At 57.8% G+C, this 19,608-nt stretch carries 15 protein-coding genes; 12 read left to right on the forward strand and 3 right to left on the reverse strand.

Annotated elements, in window-relative coordinates:
• The first annotated feature begins 122 nt into the window (after window positions 1-122).
• Window positions 123-2,318, forward strand: coding sequence for a polysaccharide biosynthesis tyrosine autokinase (locus ABEB25_RS11030; RefSeq protein ID WP_345736460.1), 2,196 nt, complete (start codon window positions 123-125; stop codon window positions 2,316-2,318).
• A 395-nt stretch (window positions 2,319-2,713) separates the two neighbouring features.
• Here the strand turns inward: ABEB25_RS11030 and ABEB25_RS11035 are convergent, their stop codons facing one another.
• Window positions 2,714-5,830: a PSD1 and planctomycete cytochrome C domain-containing protein gene (locus tag ABEB25_RS11035; protein WP_345736461.1), complete on the reverse strand. Its 3,117-nt coding sequence runs from the start codon at window positions 5,828-5,830 to the stop codon at window positions 2,714-2,716.
• A gap of 220 nt (window positions 5,831-6,050) precedes the next feature.
• Here ABEB25_RS11035 and ABEB25_RS11040 point away from each other — a divergent pair, with 220 nt between their 5' ends.
• Entirely contained in the window at window positions 6,051-7,766 is a 1,716-nt protein-coding gene (locus ABEB25_RS11040; protein WP_345736462.1) for a hypothetical protein, read from the forward strand.
• A gap of 106 nt (window positions 7,767-7,872) precedes the next feature.
• Here ABEB25_RS11040 and ABEB25_RS11045 read toward each other — a convergent pair whose 3' ends face one another.
• Window positions 7,873-8,865 carry a DUF6807 domain-containing protein gene (locus ABEB25_RS11045; RefSeq protein WP_345736463.1) on the reverse strand — a complete coding sequence of 331 codons (993 nt, stop codon included), beginning with the start codon at window positions 8,863-8,865 and terminating at the stop codon, window positions 7,873-7,875.
• 136 nt (window positions 8,866-9,001) lie between these two features.
• Here ABEB25_RS11045 and ftsY point away from each other — a divergent pair, with 136 nt between their 5' ends.
• The 3 genes from ftsY (at window position 9,002) to ABEB25_RS11060 (ending at window position 11,082) form a co-directional block, all read left to right on the forward strand.
• Window positions 9,002-9,847 carry a signal recognition particle-docking protein FtsY gene (gene ftsY / locus ABEB25_RS11050; protein ID WP_345736464.1) on the forward strand — a complete coding sequence of 282 codons (846 nt, stop codon included), beginning with the start codon at window positions 9,002-9,004 and terminating at the stop codon, window positions 9,845-9,847.
• A complete protein-coding gene (gene tadA, locus ABEB25_RS11055) occupies window positions 9,844-10,407 on the forward strand; it encodes a tRNA adenosine(34) deaminase TadA (protein WP_345736465.1) in 564 nt (187 codons plus the stop codon). The genes ftsY and tadA overlap by 4 nt, the downstream gene beginning before the upstream one ends.
• 123 nt (window positions 10,408-10,530) lie before the next feature.
• Window positions 10,531-11,082 (forward strand): hypothetical protein, encoded by a 552-nt coding sequence (locus ABEB25_RS11060; RefSeq protein ID WP_345736466.1) that lies wholly within the window; start codon window positions 10,531-10,533, stop codon window positions 11,080-11,082.
• Window positions 11,083-11,093: 11 nt separating this feature from the next.
• On the opposite strand, the gene ABEB25_RS11065 is transcribed toward ABEB25_RS11060, so the two are convergent.
• A complete protein-coding gene (locus tag ABEB25_RS11065) occupies window positions 11,094-11,738 on the reverse strand; it encodes a trimeric intracellular cation channel family protein (RefSeq protein ID WP_345736467.1) in 645 nt (214 codons plus the stop codon).
• Window positions 11,739-11,946: 208 nt separating this feature from the next.
• On the opposite strand from ABEB25_RS11065, the gene ABEB25_RS11070 reads away from it, so the two are divergent.
• From ABEB25_RS11070 to ABEB25_RS11100, 7 genes are read left to right on the forward strand one after another with little or no spacing between them, the layout of a single operon-like run.
• The gene (locus ABEB25_RS11070) at window positions 11,947-13,215 is read left to right on the forward strand and encodes a complex I subunit 1/NuoH family protein (RefSeq protein WP_345736468.1); all 1,269 of its coding nucleotides are present in this window, start codon (window positions 11,947-11,949) and stop codon (window positions 13,213-13,215) included.
• A 12-nt stretch (window positions 13,216-13,227) separates the two neighbouring features.
• Window positions 13,228-13,773, forward strand: coding sequence for a NuoI/complex I 23 kDa subunit family protein (locus ABEB25_RS11075; RefSeq protein ID WP_345736469.1), 546 nt, complete (start codon window positions 13,228-13,230; stop codon window positions 13,771-13,773).
• A 4-nt stretch (window positions 13,774-13,777) separates the two neighbouring features.
• On the forward strand, window positions 13,778-14,353 hold the full coding sequence (locus ABEB25_RS11080; protein WP_345736470.1) for an NADH-quinone oxidoreductase subunit J family protein: 576 nt from the start codon (window positions 13,778-13,780) through the stop codon (window positions 14,351-14,353).
• Window positions 14,353-14,670, forward strand: a complete 318-nt coding sequence (gene nuoK / locus ABEB25_RS11085; RefSeq protein ID WP_345736471.1) for an NADH-quinone oxidoreductase subunit NuoK — start codon at window positions 14,353-14,355, stop codon at window positions 14,668-14,670. The genes ABEB25_RS11080 and nuoK overlap by 1 nt, the downstream gene beginning before the upstream one ends.
• Window positions 14,671-14,694: 24 nt before the next feature.
• A complete protein-coding gene (nuoL, locus tag ABEB25_RS11090) occupies window positions 14,695-16,593 on the forward strand; it encodes an NADH-quinone oxidoreductase subunit L (RefSeq protein WP_345736472.1) in 1,899 nt (632 codons plus the stop codon).
• A 12-nt stretch (window positions 16,594-16,605) separates the two neighbouring features.
• Window positions 16,606-18,102 carry a complex I subunit 4 family protein gene (locus ABEB25_RS11095; RefSeq protein ID WP_345736473.1) on the forward strand — a complete coding sequence of 499 codons (1,497 nt, stop codon included), beginning with the start codon at window positions 16,606-16,608 and terminating at the stop codon, window positions 18,100-18,102.
• Between the two features lie 21 nt (window positions 18,103-18,123).
• Window positions 18,124-19,593, forward strand: coding sequence for an NADH-quinone oxidoreductase subunit N (locus tag ABEB25_RS11100; RefSeq protein WP_345736474.1), 1,470 nt, complete (start codon window positions 18,124-18,126; stop codon window positions 19,591-19,593).
• Window positions 19,594-19,608 lie beyond the last annotated feature (15 nt).

A 19,608-nucleotide genomic window follows, 5' to 3' on the forward strand; every position in this document is an offset into this window, starting at 1 on the left:
GGTTAGATATAGGGTCTTTTTGAACTTGTGCGTGTCCTGAACTTTCGAATGCAAAGGCCGCTTTGGCGTGGCATCATGCATGTCCATGCATCTGCCACCACAGATGACTCTATCTTTTTGCCGTGAATAATCCTCCTCCGAACCTTCTGGATGCCAACTTGGCTCTGCCTGGGCAGAACCCGTCCACCAACCTGAACCGGATTCATGAGACTTCGGCCAAGTTTCAGCGCTACCGCCTGTTGCTGGCCCGCCGCTGGTGGTTTCTTTTGCTGACTGCAAGCATCGGGGTTTGCATTGCTGCCTTGCAGATCATGAACAAGCCGGTGAACTACACCTCGCTGGCCAAACTGGTGGCTGGTGGCCGCATGGTGGCACAGGGGGACCTGAACTGGCAGGAGACCATGCAGGACTTTTACGGGACGATCACCGAGACCCTGGAAAGTGCCGATCTGAAGAAGCGCACCCTTACCCGCGTGCAGGCCCTGCACCCGGATCTCAAGGACTCCGAGGTGGAAATCAAGGTCAGCCAGACCCGTGGTTCGGCCATTTTTAACGTCTTTGCCATCGGTGCAGAACAGAAGTACACGCAGATTTTCCTCGAAGCTCTGCTGGATGAGTTTGTCTCTTTCCGCCAGCAGATCCGCGAACAGGGATTGGAGCGCGCCCTGAACACCTTCACCGAGACGGTGGTTAAAAAGAGCAAGGAACTCGAAGATCGTGGGGAGAAGCTGGAGGCCTTCCGCAAAGCAAACAACATCGTGACCCTGACGAATGGCAACAACGAAGCGGCGGCCTTCCTCATCAGCCTCAAAATTAAAAAGAAGTCTCTTGAGACGGAACTGAACGATATCACCCTGGCCCTGGCAGATGTGGATCAGGCGATGATCAACCGTGAGCGTTCTCTCACCACTGCTCCCCAAGGCAGCCCTGCGGCCCCAGCTCCCACAGATAAACCGGCACCGAATGTTGAGACCACCAACAACAGTCTCGGACTCACTTCCGTCGAGCGGGATTACCTGGAAACCCGCAAGAGCATCCTACGATTGGAAAATGAGCGGCTGAAACTTCTCAAGTCCTTCAAGGGACAGCACCCGATGGTGGTGGATGTGGATGAAAAAATCGAGTCTGAGAAAGCTCTCCTCGCCAATTTCCAGGAGGAGATCATCAAGGAGCTTCGCGGCCAGCAGGCCGACTTAGAGCGCCGTGTGCGCGGTATGGAGCAGCAGATTGTGGCCCAGGAAAAGGAGGCCATTGAGCTGGGGTCCAAGTTGGCCCAGCACGAACGCCTTGAGGAAGAGTTTAAGGCGACCAAGCTGGCCCACGACCGCATGTTTGAGCGTGTGCAGGAATTCCAGCAGTTGCAGAACGTTCAGACCGACTACGTGGCGGTGCAGGAGCATGCTTCGTTGGCCCTGAAGACTGATGCTCAATGGCTGACACCTCTCAGCATTGGCCTTGTTTTAGGTTTGGCTGCGGGCGTCATCATCCTCCTGATTTTTGATCATCTGGATGACCGGATGAACTCCTTCAGTGAGTTCCAGTCCATTTTCCCTGGGGAGGCCGTTCTGGGTCAGGTTCCCGATCAGCGCCAGCGTGGCGACGTGCAATTGCTGCAGCCCAATGATCAGCGCCATCTCTACGCAGAGGCATTCCGCAACATTCGTTCGTCCATTCTATTCAAAAACTGGCAGGGTAAAATGCCCAAGACGATCTTGATTACCAGTGCGGTTCCGAACGAAGGTAAAACGACGGTCACTTCGAATCTCGCTGTGACGCTCGCCCTTGGCGGTGCCCGCGTCTTGCTGGCAGACTGCGACTTGCGCCGTGGCGGTGTCAGCGAATTGTTCAAGCTCCCTGTCAGCCCAGGTCTGACCGAGGTTCTGCGCGGCAGCCTGCATTGGCGTGATGCCGTTCAGGAAACCTCCACCCGCAATCTGCACTTACTGGCCCGTGGTGAAGTGTTCGACCAGACTTCCGAGATGCTGCTTTCCAAAAAAGCCGAGGAAGTGCTGCATGAGATGGGGGCTGAATACGATTACGTCGTCTTCGACAGTGCTCCTGTTCTCGTGGCGGACGACACGGGCAGCTTTGCCCCGAAAGTGGATACGGTCCTCTTTGTAGTCCGCATGTCCTCCACCATGGCCCGACTCAGCGGTAAGGCGCTCGATTCCTTGTATGAGCGTCAGGTCAATGTCGGCGGCGTGATCCTCAACCGGGCTTCCACCAGCCTCAAAGAGTACACGTATTACAATTACGCCAGCTACTACTACACCCCTGCTGCTCGCAAGGACGCACCGCCTGCACCCGCCAAAGTCTGATTCGCCTGCCCCTTTTCTGAGGCGTCCAAATAGCATTCAGCCTAAAATGGGAGTGTGAAGTGTCTTTTCCTTCCGGCGCAGCCGCCCGAGGGGAGCGCGGAGATTCGCTTCGCGGCTTCGCACCTCTCCGCAAGCCGAAATAAGATGCAGCGCAGCCACCGCTTTATTCAATGAAGGTGACGAACGAACACCAGCCTGAAATTTAATCTGGTAGATCGATATCGCCAGCCCCTCACCTAGCCTCTCCCAGAGGGAGAGGGACAGTCGCTTGGTCTGCTATATTTAAGGCAAAAAGACGTCCCCCTCCCCAGAGAGGAGAAGGCAGGGGTGAGGAATCGAGGTGATTTTTGCCAATCGTATTAGACTTCTTATTTCGTCAGGTCGGTATGAAGCGATCAGTAGCGGGTGATGGTTTCGTGGAGGTTTAGCACCACGCGGCAGAGGCTGGTCCAGGCGGCGAGTTCTGGGAGGTCGCCTGAGGGAGCGGGGCGAATGCCCGTGGTGAGGAGTTTTTTGGCGTCTTCCGGGGTGGTCTGGAAGACCTCCCGCTGGCTTTTGAGAAATCCTAGGAGGCTGGTTTCTTCGGCGGGCTTGGGCTGACGTGCCAAGGTGCGCTGGAAGATGATTCGGAGGCGGTCAGCGTCACTGCCAGCGGGGAGTTTTTCCGCCAGGGTGCGGGCTGCTTCGACGAAAGTGGGGTCATTCAGCAGGGTGAGGGCCTGCTGCGGAGTGTTGGAGACATTGCGTGTGGCGGTGCATTCATCGCGGGCTGGGGCATCAAAGTTGGCCAGCATAGGATGCAGGAAGGTGCGCTGCCAGTGCATGTAAACACCCCGGCGCCATTGCCGGTCATCGGTGCTGGCCAGGTAGTCCCGGCTGGGGAACTGTAGATTCTCGTAATAGCCTCCAGGCTGGTAAGGTTTCACGCTGGGGCCGCCGAGATCCAGATTCAGCAGACCGGCGGCAAAGAGGGCGTTGTCGCGCACAAATTCGGCCTCCAGACGGCGTGGATTTTGGAAGGCGAGCAGGCGATTGCCCGGGTCTGCATCCTTCAGTTCTGGGCGGGTTCGGCTGTCCTGAAGGTAGGTGTGGCTGGTGACGATGAGTTGCATGAGATGCTGGATGTCCCATCCGCTGTCCCGAAACTCCACGGCCAACCAATCCAGCAATTCAGGATGGCTGGGCGTTTCGCCCTGGGCTCCCAGATCATCCACGGCCTGGGAGAGGCCATTGCCAAAGAACTGTTTCCACAAGCGGTTGACGAAGGTGCGAGCTGTCAGGGGATTTTCAGCCGAAGTCAGCCACCGTGCCAGATCCAGACGAGACTGGCGGCTGCCTTCTTTGGCTGAACCACCCGTCAAGAATTGCGGCGGGGCAGGCGGGCAGATTTCGCCGGTCTCATCCATCCAGTTGCCACGCGGCAGGCGGCGGATGGTGAGGGGGGCCTTAATGGGCACCGTCACCTGGGTCCAGGCCTTGCCTTCATTGCATTCTAGAACTTGGTCATGAAGGCCCTGCCAGGTGGTCTTGGCCTCTGGGCTTTGGCCAGACTGCCGCAGCCAGGCCTGGGCAAGAGTGACATCTTTAAGGTCGCCCTTCTTCAAAGCTTCCATGAGCGGAAGCTGCCAATTTTCTGCCAACGGGCTGAGCGGGGCGATGCGGGCGAGGGAGATGCGCAGGCAGCCAGCATTGTGATTGGGGATTCGGACAGTGAAGGTCTCATCAGCCTTCACTTCCACGGGCACATCCAGTAGCCAGACCGCAGTCTGTTTGCTTTTGGCCTGTTTGGCTGAAGTCTTCCAGCCAGCGGTGACACCGGGTTTTTCCACGGTGCCGGCGTAGAGGGGCTCTTTGACATCTGCATCGGCGAAAAAGACGGCCAGTGGGGTGTCTTTTTCGGTAGCGGCCGGGCGATGACTGAAGGCAGGGGCGATCATCAGGCCATTGGCGGTGCCTGAAAGCTCAAGACTGTCTTGATGGCTAGCACGGGGCAGGAGCTCGATCTTCACGGCGGCGATGCGTCCTGGTTCAGGCTTGAAGGTGACGGTGGTGGCCTGTGCGGCTTTGGCGGCGATGAGGAGGCTGCCATCCGGCATCTGGGTAATCGTGGAAGGGTCTGGCGGTGGCGGCGGAGCCTCCTTCGCAGGTTTGGGTGGTGGAGCGCCTTTTTTGGTTGGGGGTGCCAGGCGGGTGGATGCCTCCAGCGGCGGAATCTGCCAGGGATCCTGCGAGCGGGTCAGCACCGCCAGTGTTTCCTGCCTCCATGAGGCCACCTGCGCGGCGGGTGCAGCCTGGATGGCGTGGAGGGCGAGCTGCTGCATCTGGCTGCGCAGTTTTTCCAGGCGGGTTTTCAGGTAGGGGCTGTCCACCAGGATCTCAGGCGGGAAGGGGTGCTCGTTGCTCCAGCCCTTCAGCTCTTCGACGGGCGTGTAACCGTAGCTGGCATAGACGCCGAACTGCTTCACATCGGCAAAGTAGGCGGACATGGAGTAGAAATCACGGGCGGTGTAGGGATCGAACTTGTGATCGTGACACTCCGCGCAGCCGAGCGTGGCCCCCATCCAGGTGCCACCCACGGTGCGCACGCGGTCGGCTTGGTATTTGGCCAGGTATTCCTTCGGCTGGGCACCGCCCTCGCGGGTCATCATGTTGAGGCGGTTGAAGCCTGTGGCCACCAGTTGTTCCGTCGTGGGATGGGGCAGCAAATCGCCCGCGAGCTGCTCGAGCGTAAATTGGTCAAACCTCTTGTTAGAATTGAAAGCGGCAATGACGTAATCGCGGTAGGGAAAGATGCGCTGGTTCTGGTCGCCATGAAAACCGACGGTGTCGGCAAAGCGCGCGACATCCAGCCACCAGGCCGCCCAGCGTTCGCCAAAGTGGGGCGACTTCATCAGCCGGGTTGCCAGGGTGTTCACGGCTGTCTGGGGATTGATCTGAAAGGCCTTTTCAAATTCGGCCGCTTCCTCAGGGGTGGGAGGCAGGCCCACAAGGTCCAGGCTGAGCCGCCGCACCAGGGTGCGTGGTGCGGCCAGGGGGGAAGGGGAGATGCCCTTTTTCTGAAGGGTGTCCTGAATGTAGGCATCAACCGGGTTGGCATGGCCTTGGGCTTTTTTCGTGGGCGGGAGATTGGGCCTAACCAGAGGTGTGTAAGACCAGTGCGGCTCGTATTCGGCCCCTTGGCGTATCCATTCGGCCAGTAGGGTCTTTTGGGCCTCGGTCAGTGTTTTTTTCGATTCCGGAGGCGGCATCACATCATCCTCATCGTGGCTGTGGATGCGCTCTAGGATGCTGCTTTCCTCGGGTTTGCCCGGCAGGATGGCCTTCATCTCGATCGCCGCCTCCCGCACATCCAGGCGCAGATCTGCCTCGCGGTGGTTTTTATCCGGCCCGTGGCAGGCAAAGCAGTAGTCAGAGAGGATGGGGCGGATGTCGCGGTTGTAGCGCAGATTCCCTCCAGGCGCAGCCTGGGTGGCGGTGGCAAGGGCCAGGAATAGGAGCAGTCGTGACTTCATGATGACGAGTAAAACGGCAGTATGAAGGAAGATACGTGACTTTGTCTCCCTGGATTTCGCGAAGGCATGGCCAACTCTGCTCCGAGGCATGGGAAATCAGCGGATTGGCAACCTCCGAAGTCATCATGCAAAGTTCATGAAATCGCTGAATTTCAGGAAAGGGTGAATACTTCCGGCCATCGAGGGGTCTATGCAGGGGTAAACCAGCCACTTTCCCCCCATGAAAACTTTCAACCCCACCTCCGTTTTGGAGACTCTGGAGTCCCGCTTGGCCCCCGCTGGCCTGGTGACTCTAAACCTAACCGCCGCAGGTGCCCTGACCATCACTGGCGATGCGGATCACAATGATTTTGTCATCACAGAATCTGGCGACCAATGGACGATCACCGCCTTGGCCGGTGGCGCGACAGACACGCAGTTCCAGCTCAATGGTGGAGCTGCATCCACCTCGCTCACCTTTGATGCGCCTTTGTCCGTCAAGGCCATTCTGGGCGCTGGCAATGACGAGATGATTTTGGATGGTATCTCACTCCCCGGTGCGCTGAATGTGAACACAGGAGATGGCGATGACATTCTGGATCTTACCTCTACGGCCCTGGGTGGTACGGCCACCGTGGTCATGGGCAATGGTGGGGATTATTTCACAGCCGGGGGTGACCTGTTTTTTGGCAGGGGCCTGAGCGTAAACCTGGGCAACGGATCCAATACCTTTGAGGTGAATGCGGTCACTTTGACCTCCAATGGCAACATCTCGGCCTTGGCAGGCGGCACGGTCTCGGAGGGGCAGGAGTTCCTGTTCAAAACGGGCGTTGGGCAAGTGAATGGGGCGCTGACTCTGCGAACCACGACCAACAGCTTCACCGACTTTGAGATTGGCGACTCACTGACGGATTCCCTCACCGTGACCAAGGCGATGACGCTGCACGCCCTCGGCGGAGAGGATATCGTAACTTTGCGCGGTGACCTGAATGTCGGCGGCCTGCTGGCCCTGCGCATGGGGAATGGCGCCAATACCGTCATCACCACCAATTTGGACGAGCTTTCTTCCCGTGGGTTTACCTACACTGGAGGGACGGGCGATGACGATTTTCTTTTGGAAGCTCGGGAAGTGATCATTGAGGGCAATTTTGCCTTCAGCGCGGGTTCGGGAACGAACAAGCTGGATGTTTTTACGTCTGAATACTTCGGTGCCAGCGGTGCCCTGACCTATACCGGCGGCATTGGGCAGGACGACCTGATTCTCGATGGACCCGAAGTCTTCGTGGGTGGCATCGTCACGATGAATGCCTCCAGCGGGAGCAACTCCTTGGGCATCAATGCCGTGGCTGCCAGTGTGGGCGGCGTTCGTTACACCGGTGGTACCGGCACGGACGTTGTGGACATCGGCCAATTTGAAGGGAATTCCGATCTCATCACTGTTCGTGGCGGGGTGAGCATCAGCACCGGGGCTGGCGATTCGGAAGTGATGGTGCGCAATGGCTTCATCGAGGGCAACCTGAGTGTGATCACGGATGCCGGTTTCGGCTATGCGGATACCGTCCAGTTCCTGGAAAGTGATTTCCTGAGCAATGTCGGTGTCAGTCTGCGCGGCAATGCGGACAGCGATGTGATCGTTCGCGATAGCATCTTTGACCGCAACGTCACCGTGGCCACGGGCAATGGTGTGGACTATGTGCAGTTCGATACGGATACCGCCGTCTCGTCCATCAAAAGCTTCTTTGACGGCTATGTCCGTGTGCTCCTGGGCAATGGTGACGACGTTTTCCTGGCAGGTCATAACCCCGTGGTAGATACCGTGGGGAATGTGTTCAAAAGCTACATTGATGTGGATGGTGGCGCTGGTTATGACATCGCCTACTTCATGAACAGTGCTGCTTACAACAACGGCTTCGACGGCCCGCTGCCCTGGACCTATCGGGTGGAAGACTATGCCTGATCCACTCGCGGTAGAAACCCGCTCTTAACATCTCCATAAAAAAGTCTTCGGCATTTCTGCCGAAGACTTTTTGTTTTGAACTTGGTTAGGCCGTGCTGGCAGGGCCTCAGGGCTCCTTGGCGTAATCGGCGTAGGCTTCGGCAATCTTGGCCGCCTTCTCATCGCCCAGGTGGAAGATGAAGCGGTGGCGGAGGGTGAGCTTCTCGCCTTTTTTCAGGGTCATGGCACCACTCTCAGACTTCGGATCCAGGGACTGAAGGCCGAAGGGGTTGGCGGTGAAGAGGCCGTAGGTGCGCACGTGCCATGGGGTGGGGTGGCGGAAGCTCTTCGGGTGGTTTAGCATGGCGACGCCGACGTGCTTACCATCCACGATGCCGTGGTAGTCACACCAAGTGGCACGCTTGGCCCAGGCGTCTGCATCGGTCTGGCCTTCGCTGTTGATGATCTTGCCGGTGCCGCGCTCTTTCTTTTCCTTTTCCACGGCCATGTTGGTTGGCACGCGGATGCTGAGGCCGGAGTCTTTTTTGTCGTCCACCAGGGTGTCGCCTTCGGTGGCGATGAGGTCGATGTCCACGTCAATCAGGCGGGTGCCGTTGACGACTTTGAAGGTGTGGCGGCGGACTTCTTCGAGGGTCTTTTTGCCGGAGGCGTCCACGTAGTCGGCCACAGTGGTGAAGGCGGCGGTTTCGCCAGCCTGGATGTCTTTGAGTTCGCGGTGCTTGATGGCCCCCAGGTGCTTCACGCGCTCCTCGGTCTTGGCATTGGGTTTGTCGCCAAAGGTGGCGCGCTCGGCCCAAGTATCGTAACCGCCGATGTTTTCATGGCCGAAGCAGAGGCCGCGATGGTGAGGGTGGTCATGCTGCTCGCCTTCCACGGTCTTCATGGGGTAGGCGCGGGTCATCGTCTGACCGCCTGGGCCGATGATGGGCCAGAGGTAGGGTTTGTTGGCCTGATCCACGACGTATTCGGTGAAAAATTCACCGTCAATTTTGACCACGGCACCACCGGTGGCGGTTTTTTCCACCGTGAAGGTGGCGGCTGAGGCGCTGAATGAAAAGGTGCCAAGAAGGATGGCTGAGAGCAGGGGCGTGAACTTCATGATGGAGAATGAAACAAGGGCATACAACAACGCCGCTGCAACGTGTATTCTTCCGGCGTGCATTCATCATTCCGTGATGGCGTGATCGCCAAAATGGAGTTAGCAAACAGCCCCTTTTCCTTTCCTCTCCTTTTCTATGGCCGGTTTTTTCAAGTCCCTCCTGCAACGATTCACCAAACCCGACATCGATTGGGATGAGCTGGAGGCTGCCCTGATCACCGGGGACCTGGGCCCCAAGCTCTCCATGCAGATCGTGGACGACCTGAAGGCCCAGAGCCGCAAGCTGCATGGCGCGGACATCGTGCAGGTGGCGCGCGAGCACATCCGCAAGATCTTGCCTGAAAAGGCGGCTGCTTTGACCCCTTTCGAAGGAAAGCCGAAGGTCGTCCTCGTTATCGGCGTCAATGGCACCGGCAAGACCACCTCCACAGCCAAGCTGGCGCATCTGCTCCATCAAAGCGGAAAAACGGTGGTGCTGGCAGCGGCGGATACCTTCCGCGCGGCAGCAGTGGAGCAATTGGAAGTCTGGTCTCAGCGGCTGAACATTCCGATGGTGAAGGGGCCGCCGAATGGGGACCCTGCCTCCGTCTGTTTTGAGGCTTACGACCTCGCCAGCCGCACGCAGGCTGATTTCCTGCTGTGTGACACGGCCGGCCGCCTGCACAACAAGCACAACCTCATGGAGGAGCTGAAAAAGATCCATCGCATCCTGGGTCGCAAGGACAGTACCTCCCCGCACGAGGTGCTGCTGGTAGTGGATGCCACCACCGGGGCGAATGCCCTGCAGCAGGCGCGTGAGTTTAACAAGATCATCCCTCTCACCGGCGTCATCGTGACCAAGCTGGACGGCAGCGGTAAGGGGGGCATCCTGGTGACCATCCAGCAGGAGCTGGGCGTGCCCACGCGCTACATTGGTCTGGGAGAAAAGGTGGAGGAGTTTCAGCCCTTCAACAGTCAACGTTTTGTCGAGGAACTGCTATGAGCCTGGAACTGCCGGTCACGATCGACATTGCCTCGGACGAGCATTACATGCGCGAAGCCCTGCGGCTTGCGCGAAAGGCGGCGCGCCAGGACGAGGTGCCCATCGGTGCTGTGATCGTCCACAAAGGGCAGATCATTGGGCGTGCCTGGAATCAGGTGGAGACCCTCAAGGATGCCACGGCCCATGCGGAGATGCTGGCGCTGACTCAGGCAGAGAGCGCGATGGAAGACTGGCGCCTGGCTGATTGCGATCTTTACGTGACTAAGGAGCCCTGTCCCATGTGTGCTGGTGCCATTGTTCACTGCCGCATCCGCCGGGTGATCTTTGGCTGTGGCGATAGCAAAGGCGGTGCCGCAGGGGGATTTTGGAATCTGCTGCAGGCGCCCAATTTGAATCATCGCAGTGAAATCACGCCAGGGGTTTTGGCGGAGGACAGCATCGCCTTGCTGAAGGCTTTTTTTGCCGATGCCCGCAAACGCAAAGCTTTGGGGATCGTCCATACCAAAGGCATTGGCTCGCCACCGCCGACTTCTGATCCGACGATTTTTGACGGTCCTTGAGCGGGTTTGGGTGCTTCGCCACGCCAGGGCCTTGGAGATGGAGGGAATTGCGTTCTGCCCGGCGGGCTCTTTTGCTCATTTTTTGCTTCCCGCAGGCGGGGGCTTTTGAGTAGCATCCTGATCATGAGCGACACGACTTGGCATCTCATCAAAGCGGCTGATAAGCAGGAGTATGGCCCCATCACCACCGAAACCCTGATGGGCTGGGCCAGCGAGGCCAAAATCTCGCCCATGGACAAACTTTCCAATGACGGGCGACGGAGCTGGCAGCGCGCGCCGATGATCCTGGAACTGCAGATGGACTGGCTCATTCAGATGCCGGACCAGTATCTGTATGGGCCGACCAATGTGGCCACGATTCAAGAATTTTTGGCGACTGGGGAAATCGATGAAAATGTGGTGCTGATCAATTGCGTGGATGCCACGGAATCGCGTCTTTCCGACCAGGCCTTTTTTGGCTTCAGCCCGCGTCATACCCGCAGCGCCGAGACCACGCTGATGGGATCGCAGTGGCCGGACCTCCAGCGCGGCAGCACCGATGCCGTCCTGCAGCAGCGTGTGGGGCTTCTGGAAAAGCAGATCGTGGAGTATCAGCGCTCGCTGGACCAGTGGGAGACCAGCTACAACAGCCTGCGCCAGCAGTTCATCGAGGCCACCGGACGCGAGCCGCTCTGATGCGGGGCGTTTTACTTTTTGGGTCGTGTTTGAAAGGTGGGTAACCGCACTTTCCACTTCATGGCGGCCAGGCGCAGGAGCAAAATGACCGACATGGCTGCGTAGCGATGGCTTTCCGAAGGCGGGAAATAGCTCTCCAACAGTACAAAGACCGTGGCTCCAATGCCCACGGCGGTGGCATATAGCTCCACCTCGGCCCGAAGCACCCACGGGATCTCACTGCGTAAAACGTCCCGCAGGATGCCGCCGGCCACGCCGGTGACGATGCCGAGCAAGACGGCGATCACTCCAGGGGAGCCTAACAGTAGGGCTTTCTCCGTTCCCACAATGCCAAACAGGGCCAGGCCAAAGGCATCGGCCAGGGTCAAGGCACGGCTGGGGATCTCAATGAAACGGGCCAGCACAAAGGTGCCCACCGCAGCCACCAGCGACCAAGTGATGTGATCTGGGGCCTGGATCCAGAAGACGGGGCGCACCCCCAGGCAAAGATCGCGGATGGTACCACCGCCCACGGCCGTGACGAGGGCCAGCACCACGGCCCCGAAAAGGTCCATGCGCTTGCCTTCGGCAGCTAGGACGCCTGAAACGGCACAGACAGCGCAGGCGGAATACTCGATCCAGGGTGGCATCGGCGCATTCTGAATGGTTTTGGACAAAAATCGAAGAGCAACTGAGGCCGATTCTGAACAGGACCCTCATCCATACGCGCCCCGCTGCATGCTTTCATGGTAGAAGCAAGCCCGCAATCAGGCTAAAAATGAGGGGGGAGTGGCCATTTTGAGGTCCCAAAAGCATGAGCTTGTGAAATTTTTCACAAATTCGGGTTGCCCGTCGTAAAGCCTTCCTGATAATGCACACGCCCCCATGGCAGCACTTCTCGCCAGCTTCGACTTTGCCTTCCTCATCACTTCGGTGGTGAAGATCGTTTTCCTGACCTTTTTGGTCATCTTGCCCATGGTCGCTTACTCCGTGTATGCGGAGAGGCGATTTTCGGCCATCATCCAGGACCGTGTCGGCCCGAACCGAACCGGGATTCCCCTGACTTTGTTTGGTTTCAAGAAAGACATCCAGATCTTCGGCATCGGCGGTCTGGTGCAGCCCATGGCAGATGGCCTGAAGTTCCTTCTGAAGGAAGATTTTACTCCCAAGTCGGTCAATACCTTCTATTACTGGCTCGCCCCGGCGCTGACGATGGTCCCTGCGCTGATGACCTGCGCCGTGCTTCCCTTTGGCAGCGAACTGGACCTTTCCTTCCTCAATCCCCTGATTGAAAAGCTGGGTGGCACAGGATTCACCGCCCCGGTGAAATCCGTGATTGCCGACCTCAATGTCGGTCCTCTGTTCACCTTCGCCATCGCTTCACTGGGCGTTTACGGCATCGTTTTGGCTGGTTGGTCGTCCAATTCGAAGTATCCTTTCCTCGGTGGGGTGCGCGCCTCGGCGCAGATGATCTCCTATGAGCTGTCTCTGGGCCTCTCCATCATTCCGGTGCTGATGGTTTTCGGTGAGCTGAACCTTTCTAAGATGTCCGCTTTCCAGGATGCCAACGGCTGGCTGCTGCTGCCTTTCTGGGGCGAAGGGCTGACGCTCGAGCGCTGGGTGCTGCTGGTGCCGATGGTGATTTCTTTCTGCATCTTTACGGTGGCGATGTTCGCCGAGACCAACCGTCTACCTTTTGACCTTGCCGAGTGTGAAACGGAACTCGTGGCCGGTTACCACACTGAATACAGCTCCATGAAGTTCGCCCTGTTCTTCCTGGGTGAATATGCGGCCATGATCATTGGTTCGGGTTTGGCGGTGACGCTTTTCCTGGGCGGATGGAGCATTCCTTTCTGGCCTTTCTTTGAATACATCGGGCAGAAGATCGGGATGGACACGGTTTTTGGCTGGTTTGGCAGCAGCTTCCAGCTTCATTACGCCGCTGGTTCCACCCCCATCTGGCTGGGCCTTCTGCACATCGCCACCTTCTTCCTGAAGGTCATCGTCTTCATCCTTTTCTTCATCCTCATTCGCTGGTCGCTACCGCGTTTCCGTTTTGACCAGCTCATGAAGTTGGGCTGGCTGTTCATGTTCGAACTGGCCCTGGCCAATGTCATCCTGACTGCCGTGATCATGGCTTGCTTTGTGAAGTAATTCTCCCCTCCGATGGCAACAATTATCGTCCAACGCCCCAAGCTCTCCTGGCATGAGAGGTGGTTCATTTCCACGCTCGTTAAGGGTCTGAAAATCACGCTGGGACACGCCCTCAAAACCTTCCGCGAAATCGTCGGCGGCAAGGAGAAGGTGACCATGGAATATCCCGAGCAGAAGTGGGATGCCAGCCTGCCTTCTTACTACCGTGGTGCGCCTGCCCTGGTGACTGATGAGCAGGATCGCGAGCGTTGTGTGAGCTGTCAGCTCTGCGAGTTCATCTGCCCGCCCAAGGCCATCCGCATCACGCCAGGGGAAATTCCGAGCGATGATCCGTGGGCAAAGGTGGAGAAGCGCCCGAAGGAATTCGATATTGACATGACCCGCTGCATCTATTGCGGCATGTGCGAAGAAGTCTGCCCCGAGCAGGCCATCTACCTCCGCAAAGATTACGCCATCACGGGCGAGTCACGCGCTGAGTTGGTGCACGATAAAAAGAAGCTCTATGAGATCGGCGGCAAGCGCATCGGGCTGGTCAACAAGTGGAATGAACTGAAGTAGAGCCATGCCGTCCATTTTCTTCTATCTCTTCAGCGCCATGACCTTGGGCTTCGGCCTATTGGTGGTGACTGCGCGGAATCCGGTCACCAGCGCCCTGTCTTTGGCTGCCAGCTTTGTCGGCCTGGCCGCCCTTTTCCTGGGGCTGGACGCCTACTTCATCGGCACGATCCAGATCCTGGTTTATGCAGGTGCCGTGATGGTGCTGTTCCTTTTCATCATCATGCTTTTGGACATCAAGGCTGAGGAAGGCAAGAAGCCGAATCTGCCTGCGGTCATCGGCGGCATCACACTGGCGGTGATTTTGGCCCTTCAGATCACCACGGTCTGCAGTAGCTTTAACAACGGAGCAGTCAAAATTAAGGATGCACCTCTGGCCCTTCAGCAGGCGGGTGAAACGGCTAAGCTGCCGACTATTGCCAACGATCTCAAGGCTGGTGTGCTTCCGGATACGAAGCTCATGGGTCTGACGCTTTTCCAGAAATACGGCTTTCACCTCCAGGTGGTCGGACTGCTGCTCCTCGTGGGCACAGTCGGCGTGGTGGTGCTGAGCAAGCGTGAGAAAGGAGTCAAGGACGCCTGATGGTCACACTCAATCATTACCTTATCGTCAGCGGCATGCTATTCGCCCTCGGTCTTGCCGGGGTCATCGCACGGCGCAATATCATCATCATCTACATGTGCCTGGAGATGATGCTGAGCGCTGCCAACTTGACGCTCGTGGCCTTTTCCCGCTTTCGGGTGACGGATGGCCTACCTGATTACGCCGCCCAGTCGCTGGTATTCTTCACCATTACGGTGGCCGCTGCCGAAGTGGCCGTCGGTCTTGCCATCATCGTTGCTCTCTACCGTGCGAAGCAGAGCGTCGAAACTGAATCCGTCACCAAGCTGCAAGGCTAAGCGCAACCGAGAATCTCCCGCTCCATGCCCGCCCAGGACGCCGCCCCCACACTCCCTTCATTGCTGCTGCTGCTGCCGTTTTTTACGGCACTGACCATCTTGCTTGGACACAAACTGCTGAAAAACGTCAGCGTGTTCCTTTCCGTGGCCTCCGCCACGATCTGCTTTGTGATCAGCGTGCTGCTGCTGCATTCCCAGGATTCCAATCCAGTCCTGCTGCCGTTCATCAGCGTTGGCAATTTCAAGATCGCGATTGATGCCCTGATTGATCAGCAAAGCCGTGGCATGATGCTCATCGTCACCTCCATCGGTCTGCTGGTGCATGTTTTCTCCCTGGGCTACATGAAGGAAGATGCGGGCAAGGTTCGCTTCTTCGGGGCGCTGTCCTTGTTCATGTTTTCGATGACGGGCATCGTGCTCGCCGGAAACTTGGTGATGATGTTCATCTTCTGGGAACTGGTCGGTCTCAGTTCCTACCTGCTGATTGGCCATTGGTTTGAGAAAGCCTCTGCGGCGGATGCCTCCAAGAAAGCCTTCCTCACCAATCGTATCGGCGACTTTGGCTTCATGATCGGCATTCTGATGTTGTTCGCGGCCAATCATGGCAATGTGGATTTTGTGGGTGCAGATGGTCTCCGCGAGAGTTTCGCCAGTGGCACGCTGCATCACCTCGCCGCCTCCCAGCCTGCGTTCATGATGGCGGCCGCTCTCTGCCTGTTCATGGGTGCTGTAGGCAAGTCTGCCCAGGTGCCTCTGCATGTCTGGCTGCCGGATGCCATGGAAGGCCCGACTCCGGTTTCGGCCCTCATTCACGCGGCTACGATGGTGGCCGCCGGCGTGTTTATGCTAGTGCGTTGCGCCTTTGTGATCGAGGCGTCTCCTGATGCCGCCCAGGTCATCGCCTGGATCGGTGGCATCACTGCTATTTTTGCCGCACTGATGGCCACTCAGCAGAATGACATCAAGCGCGTGCTCGCTTACTCCACCCTGTCCCAGCTTGGTTACATGGTTATGGCTGTCGGTCTTCTTGCCATGCAGGTGGGCGGGCATCATCACGAGGCAGGCCCTGGCCACCCGGCGATGTTCCACCTTTACACGCATGCTTTCTTCAAGGCCATGTTGTTCCTGGGTTCGGGCGCCATCATCTATGCCTGCCACCATGAGCAGGACATGTGGAAGATGGGCGGCCTGATGAAGCACATGCCGGTCACCTTTGTGACTTTCGCCATCGGCACAGCCTCGCTCATGGGGATCCCTTATATCACCAGCGGTTTCTGGAGCAAAGAAGCCATTCTCGGCGTCGCTTTTGAAGTGGAAGGAGGTCGACCTCTGTTTTGGATCGGTGTTGTTACCGCCATGCTGACGGCCTTCTACATGACCCGTCTATTTGTTGTGGCCTTCTTTGGCAAACCTCGTACAGACTCTGCACACCATGCCGTCGAGGCCCCGATCATCATGGTCTTGCCTCTGATCATTCTCGCTTTGCTCACCCTTGGTTCAGTGCCACTTGCCGGGGTCTTTGAAGCCATGAAGCCTACCCATGCCGAAGATCATCCGACCGTGGTCATTGCTTCCATTGTGGCTCTTGCCATCGGATTGTTCGGTGGTTTGTTCCTTTACAAGGGCAAGGACAAAGACCCGCTGAACATCAAGCTGTTCGCCAACAAGTTTTATGTGGACGAGGTCTATGCGGTCATCGTCAAAGTGTTTCAGGATGCGGTGGCGTGGATCGTGGCGGGGCTTGAGCGTCTGATTGTGGACGGCATCATGGCTCGCCTGCCAGCTTACCTCGCCGCGCGTGTCGGTTCTGCCGCGCGGATTCTTCAGGGTGGTCACTTGCAGGGTTATACCTTCCTGCTGGGTCTCGGCGTCCTGCTTGTTGTTTATGTCGTCGTGTTTGTCCTGCCCTCTGTGGGCCATTGATGGAGGAATGGAATGAGCGTTCTCGAAATCGTCATCCTGCTACCAATTGTCGCCGCCCTAGCCATCTGGCTCGGGGCACCGGCCCGTGCCACCTCGGTGGGCTCGGCCATCCTTAACCTGCTCATTGTCCTGGGACTCCTTTTCCAGTTCAAGTCGGCCTCGGCGGGAGGTGCGGGCATGGCCTTCGAAAGCGCCCGTGTGGTTTTGGACAATCCGGCCATCTCCTTCGGAGTGGGCGCGGACGGTGTTTCTCTGATTCTTGCCTTGCTGACCGTGCTCGTCACGTTTGCGGCTGTCTGGCAGATTGCTTCGGACAAGCCCGCCATTTATCACATTGCCTCTCTGCTCATTGCAGGAGGTGGTCTGGGGGCTTTCCTTTCCACGGATGTCTTTTTTATCTACGCCTTTCATGAACTGGCGCTGATCCCGACCTTCCTCATGATTGGCCTTTATGGCCATGGTGAAGACTCCCATCGCAAAGCGGTGGCCTGGAAGACAACGATCTATCTTGGAGCTGGCAGCCTTGTCCTTCTGGCTGGCCTTGCCTGGCTGGTGCTGGAATACAGCGGCGGTCAGAAACTGACGTTCGATCTGAATGCGCTTCGTGCTCAGGCGGCCTCGACGCCCTTGCCTGTGGAAAAGCAGGGTCTCATCTTCTTCGTGCTGCTTCTGGGTTTTGGCACGCTGGTCAGCCTTTTCCCTCTGCATAGCTGGGCGGCACCCGCCTATGCCACTGCTCCAACACCTGTTGCCATGCTGCATGCGGGTGTGCTCAAAAAGTTTGGCCTGTATGGTCTGATCCGCATTGCACTGCCGCTGTTGCCGCAAGGTGCGCAGGTGGAGTGGGTGCAGCAGGCGTTGCTTTTCATGCTGCTGGGTAACATTCTGGTCATTGGTTTTGTCACCATCGCCCAGCGTTCCTTGGACCAGGTGCTGGGCAATTCTTCGGTGATGCACATGGGTTACATCTTCCTCGGCATCGCTGCGGGGACGGAGATCGCCCTGCAAGGTGCCGTGCTGCTCATGTTTGCTCACGGCATCTCGATTGCTCTGCTGTTTGCTCTCGCAGGCCGTATGCGGAATCAATTGGGCACGCTGGAGCTTTCCAAGCTGGGCGGGCTTGCTTCCCACGCACCGGTCTTCACGCTGTTGTTTGCCTTTGGGGCCTTTGCTTCTTTGGGGCTTCCGGGTCTGGCGAACTTCGCCGGTGAAGTGATGGTGTTCCTGGGTGCTTACGGCAGCAATGGTGGCCATGCTATTGGGCCCATGCAGTGGACGGTCATCCTGGCTCTGTGGGGCGTGGTGATGTCGGCCGTTTACATGTTGCGTGCCTTCCGCGATATTTTCCAAGGTTCTGCCAATGCGGGCCTGTTCATGAATGACCCGGCCTTCAGCCAGCGCATTCCTTTGATTCTGCTCGCCGCAGCCCTGTTGATTGTCGGTTGCTGCCCCTGGCTTCTGCTGGACCTGCTGAAGTCGCTGTCTGCGGCCAAGGTGGCTGTGATGTAGAAACTGATTTTTTTCCGATCCATGTCTGTTTTCTCCGTCGAAATCTTCCTGGTTGTTTTTGGTCTGGCGCTGCTGTGCCTTGAGGCCCTTGTCCCCACGCTTACTCGTCGCACGCTGGCGGGCATCAGCATTGGCGGCGTGGCCTTGGCCTTTGTGCTGTTTCTGTTTGCTTCGAAATCTGGGGCAGATCTGCCCGCCTTTGTGCAGCCTTATCATCAGCTCGATACGCTGGCGGTCTTTTATAAAGGCTTTGCGCTGGTCATCACCTTGCTGGTGCTTTGGCTGACGGTGGAAAGCTCGGCCTACCTCACGAAGTTCACCCCTGGTGGCAACTTCAGTGAACTCTTCAGCCTGCCCATCCTGGTGTGTGTCGGCATGATGTGGATGGCTTCGGCCAAGGACCTGATCACGGTCTTTGTGTCGCTGGAACTGGTGACGGTGTCTTTCTACGTGCTGGTGGCCTTTGCCCGCAAAAGCAATCTGGCGCTGGAGGCCGGTGTGAAGTACCTCATTCTGGGGGCACTCAGCACGGGTGTTCTCGTTTATGGCATTGCCTGGGTGTATGGTGCCACGGGAGCTCTGAGTTTCGAGGGTATCGGGACGGCACTGGCTCTGCCTGAAACTTCCCGGACTGCCGCTCTTCTGGGGGCAGCCTTTCTGCTTTCCGGTCTGGGGTTCAAGGTCGCTGCCGCGCCCTTCCAGATGTGGGTGCCCGATGTTTATCAGGGAGCTCCGATTCCGGTGACGGTCTTTCTTTCGGTCGGCTCAAAAGCCGCTGGTTTTGTGGTGCTGACTCGCACGGTGGAATCATTTATGGCGACAGGCTCGGTGATTGCCGCTGAGGTTCAGGGCTTGCTCATTGTGGGTGGTGCGCTGACGATTCTCCTGGGCAGCCTGCCTGCCATGTTCCAGACGAGCATCAAGCGCCTTCTGGCCTATTCCAGCATCAGCCATGCAGGCTATCTGCTCCTGGCACTGGGTGCAGGTTCGGCCCGGTTTGATCTCAGCTCCGGCGGGGTGGTGGCCTTTTATCTGGCAACGTACCTGCCGATGACGGTTCTGAGTTTCCTGGTGCTGGCCATTCTCCGTGCCAATGGCGGCGGTGAAGATATCCAGGATTTCCGGGGATTGGCCCGCCGCAGTCCGGTGCTGGCTTTGGCGATGACCTTGTCTCTGGCATCCCTTGCAGGTCTTCCTCTCACGGCCGGTTTCATGGGCAAGCTTTTCGTGTTCTTCGGCCTTGTGGATCAGGCCGCCTGGGGTGCTTTGGCCTGCGCGGTGATCGGTGCTGCTGTGGGTTTCTATTATTACTTCCGTGCCATCCTGGTCATGTATGCCACGGATGCGCAGACAGCCGAGCCTTTGAAGGTTGCAACGGGAACGAAAGCCGGTGCCATTGTTTTGGCGGTGGTGATCGTCGTGATCGGTGTCTATCCGAAGCCTTTGCAGCAGTTGCTGGCCCCCGTTCCTGTCACGGTGGTTGCTCATTGAGTTTTTGGTGGAAAT

The organism is Prosthecobacter algae (assembly GCF_039542385.1).
Taxonomy (GTDB): domain Bacteria; phylum Verrucomicrobiota; class Verrucomicrobiia; order Verrucomicrobiales; family Verrucomicrobiaceae; genus Prosthecobacter; species Prosthecobacter algae.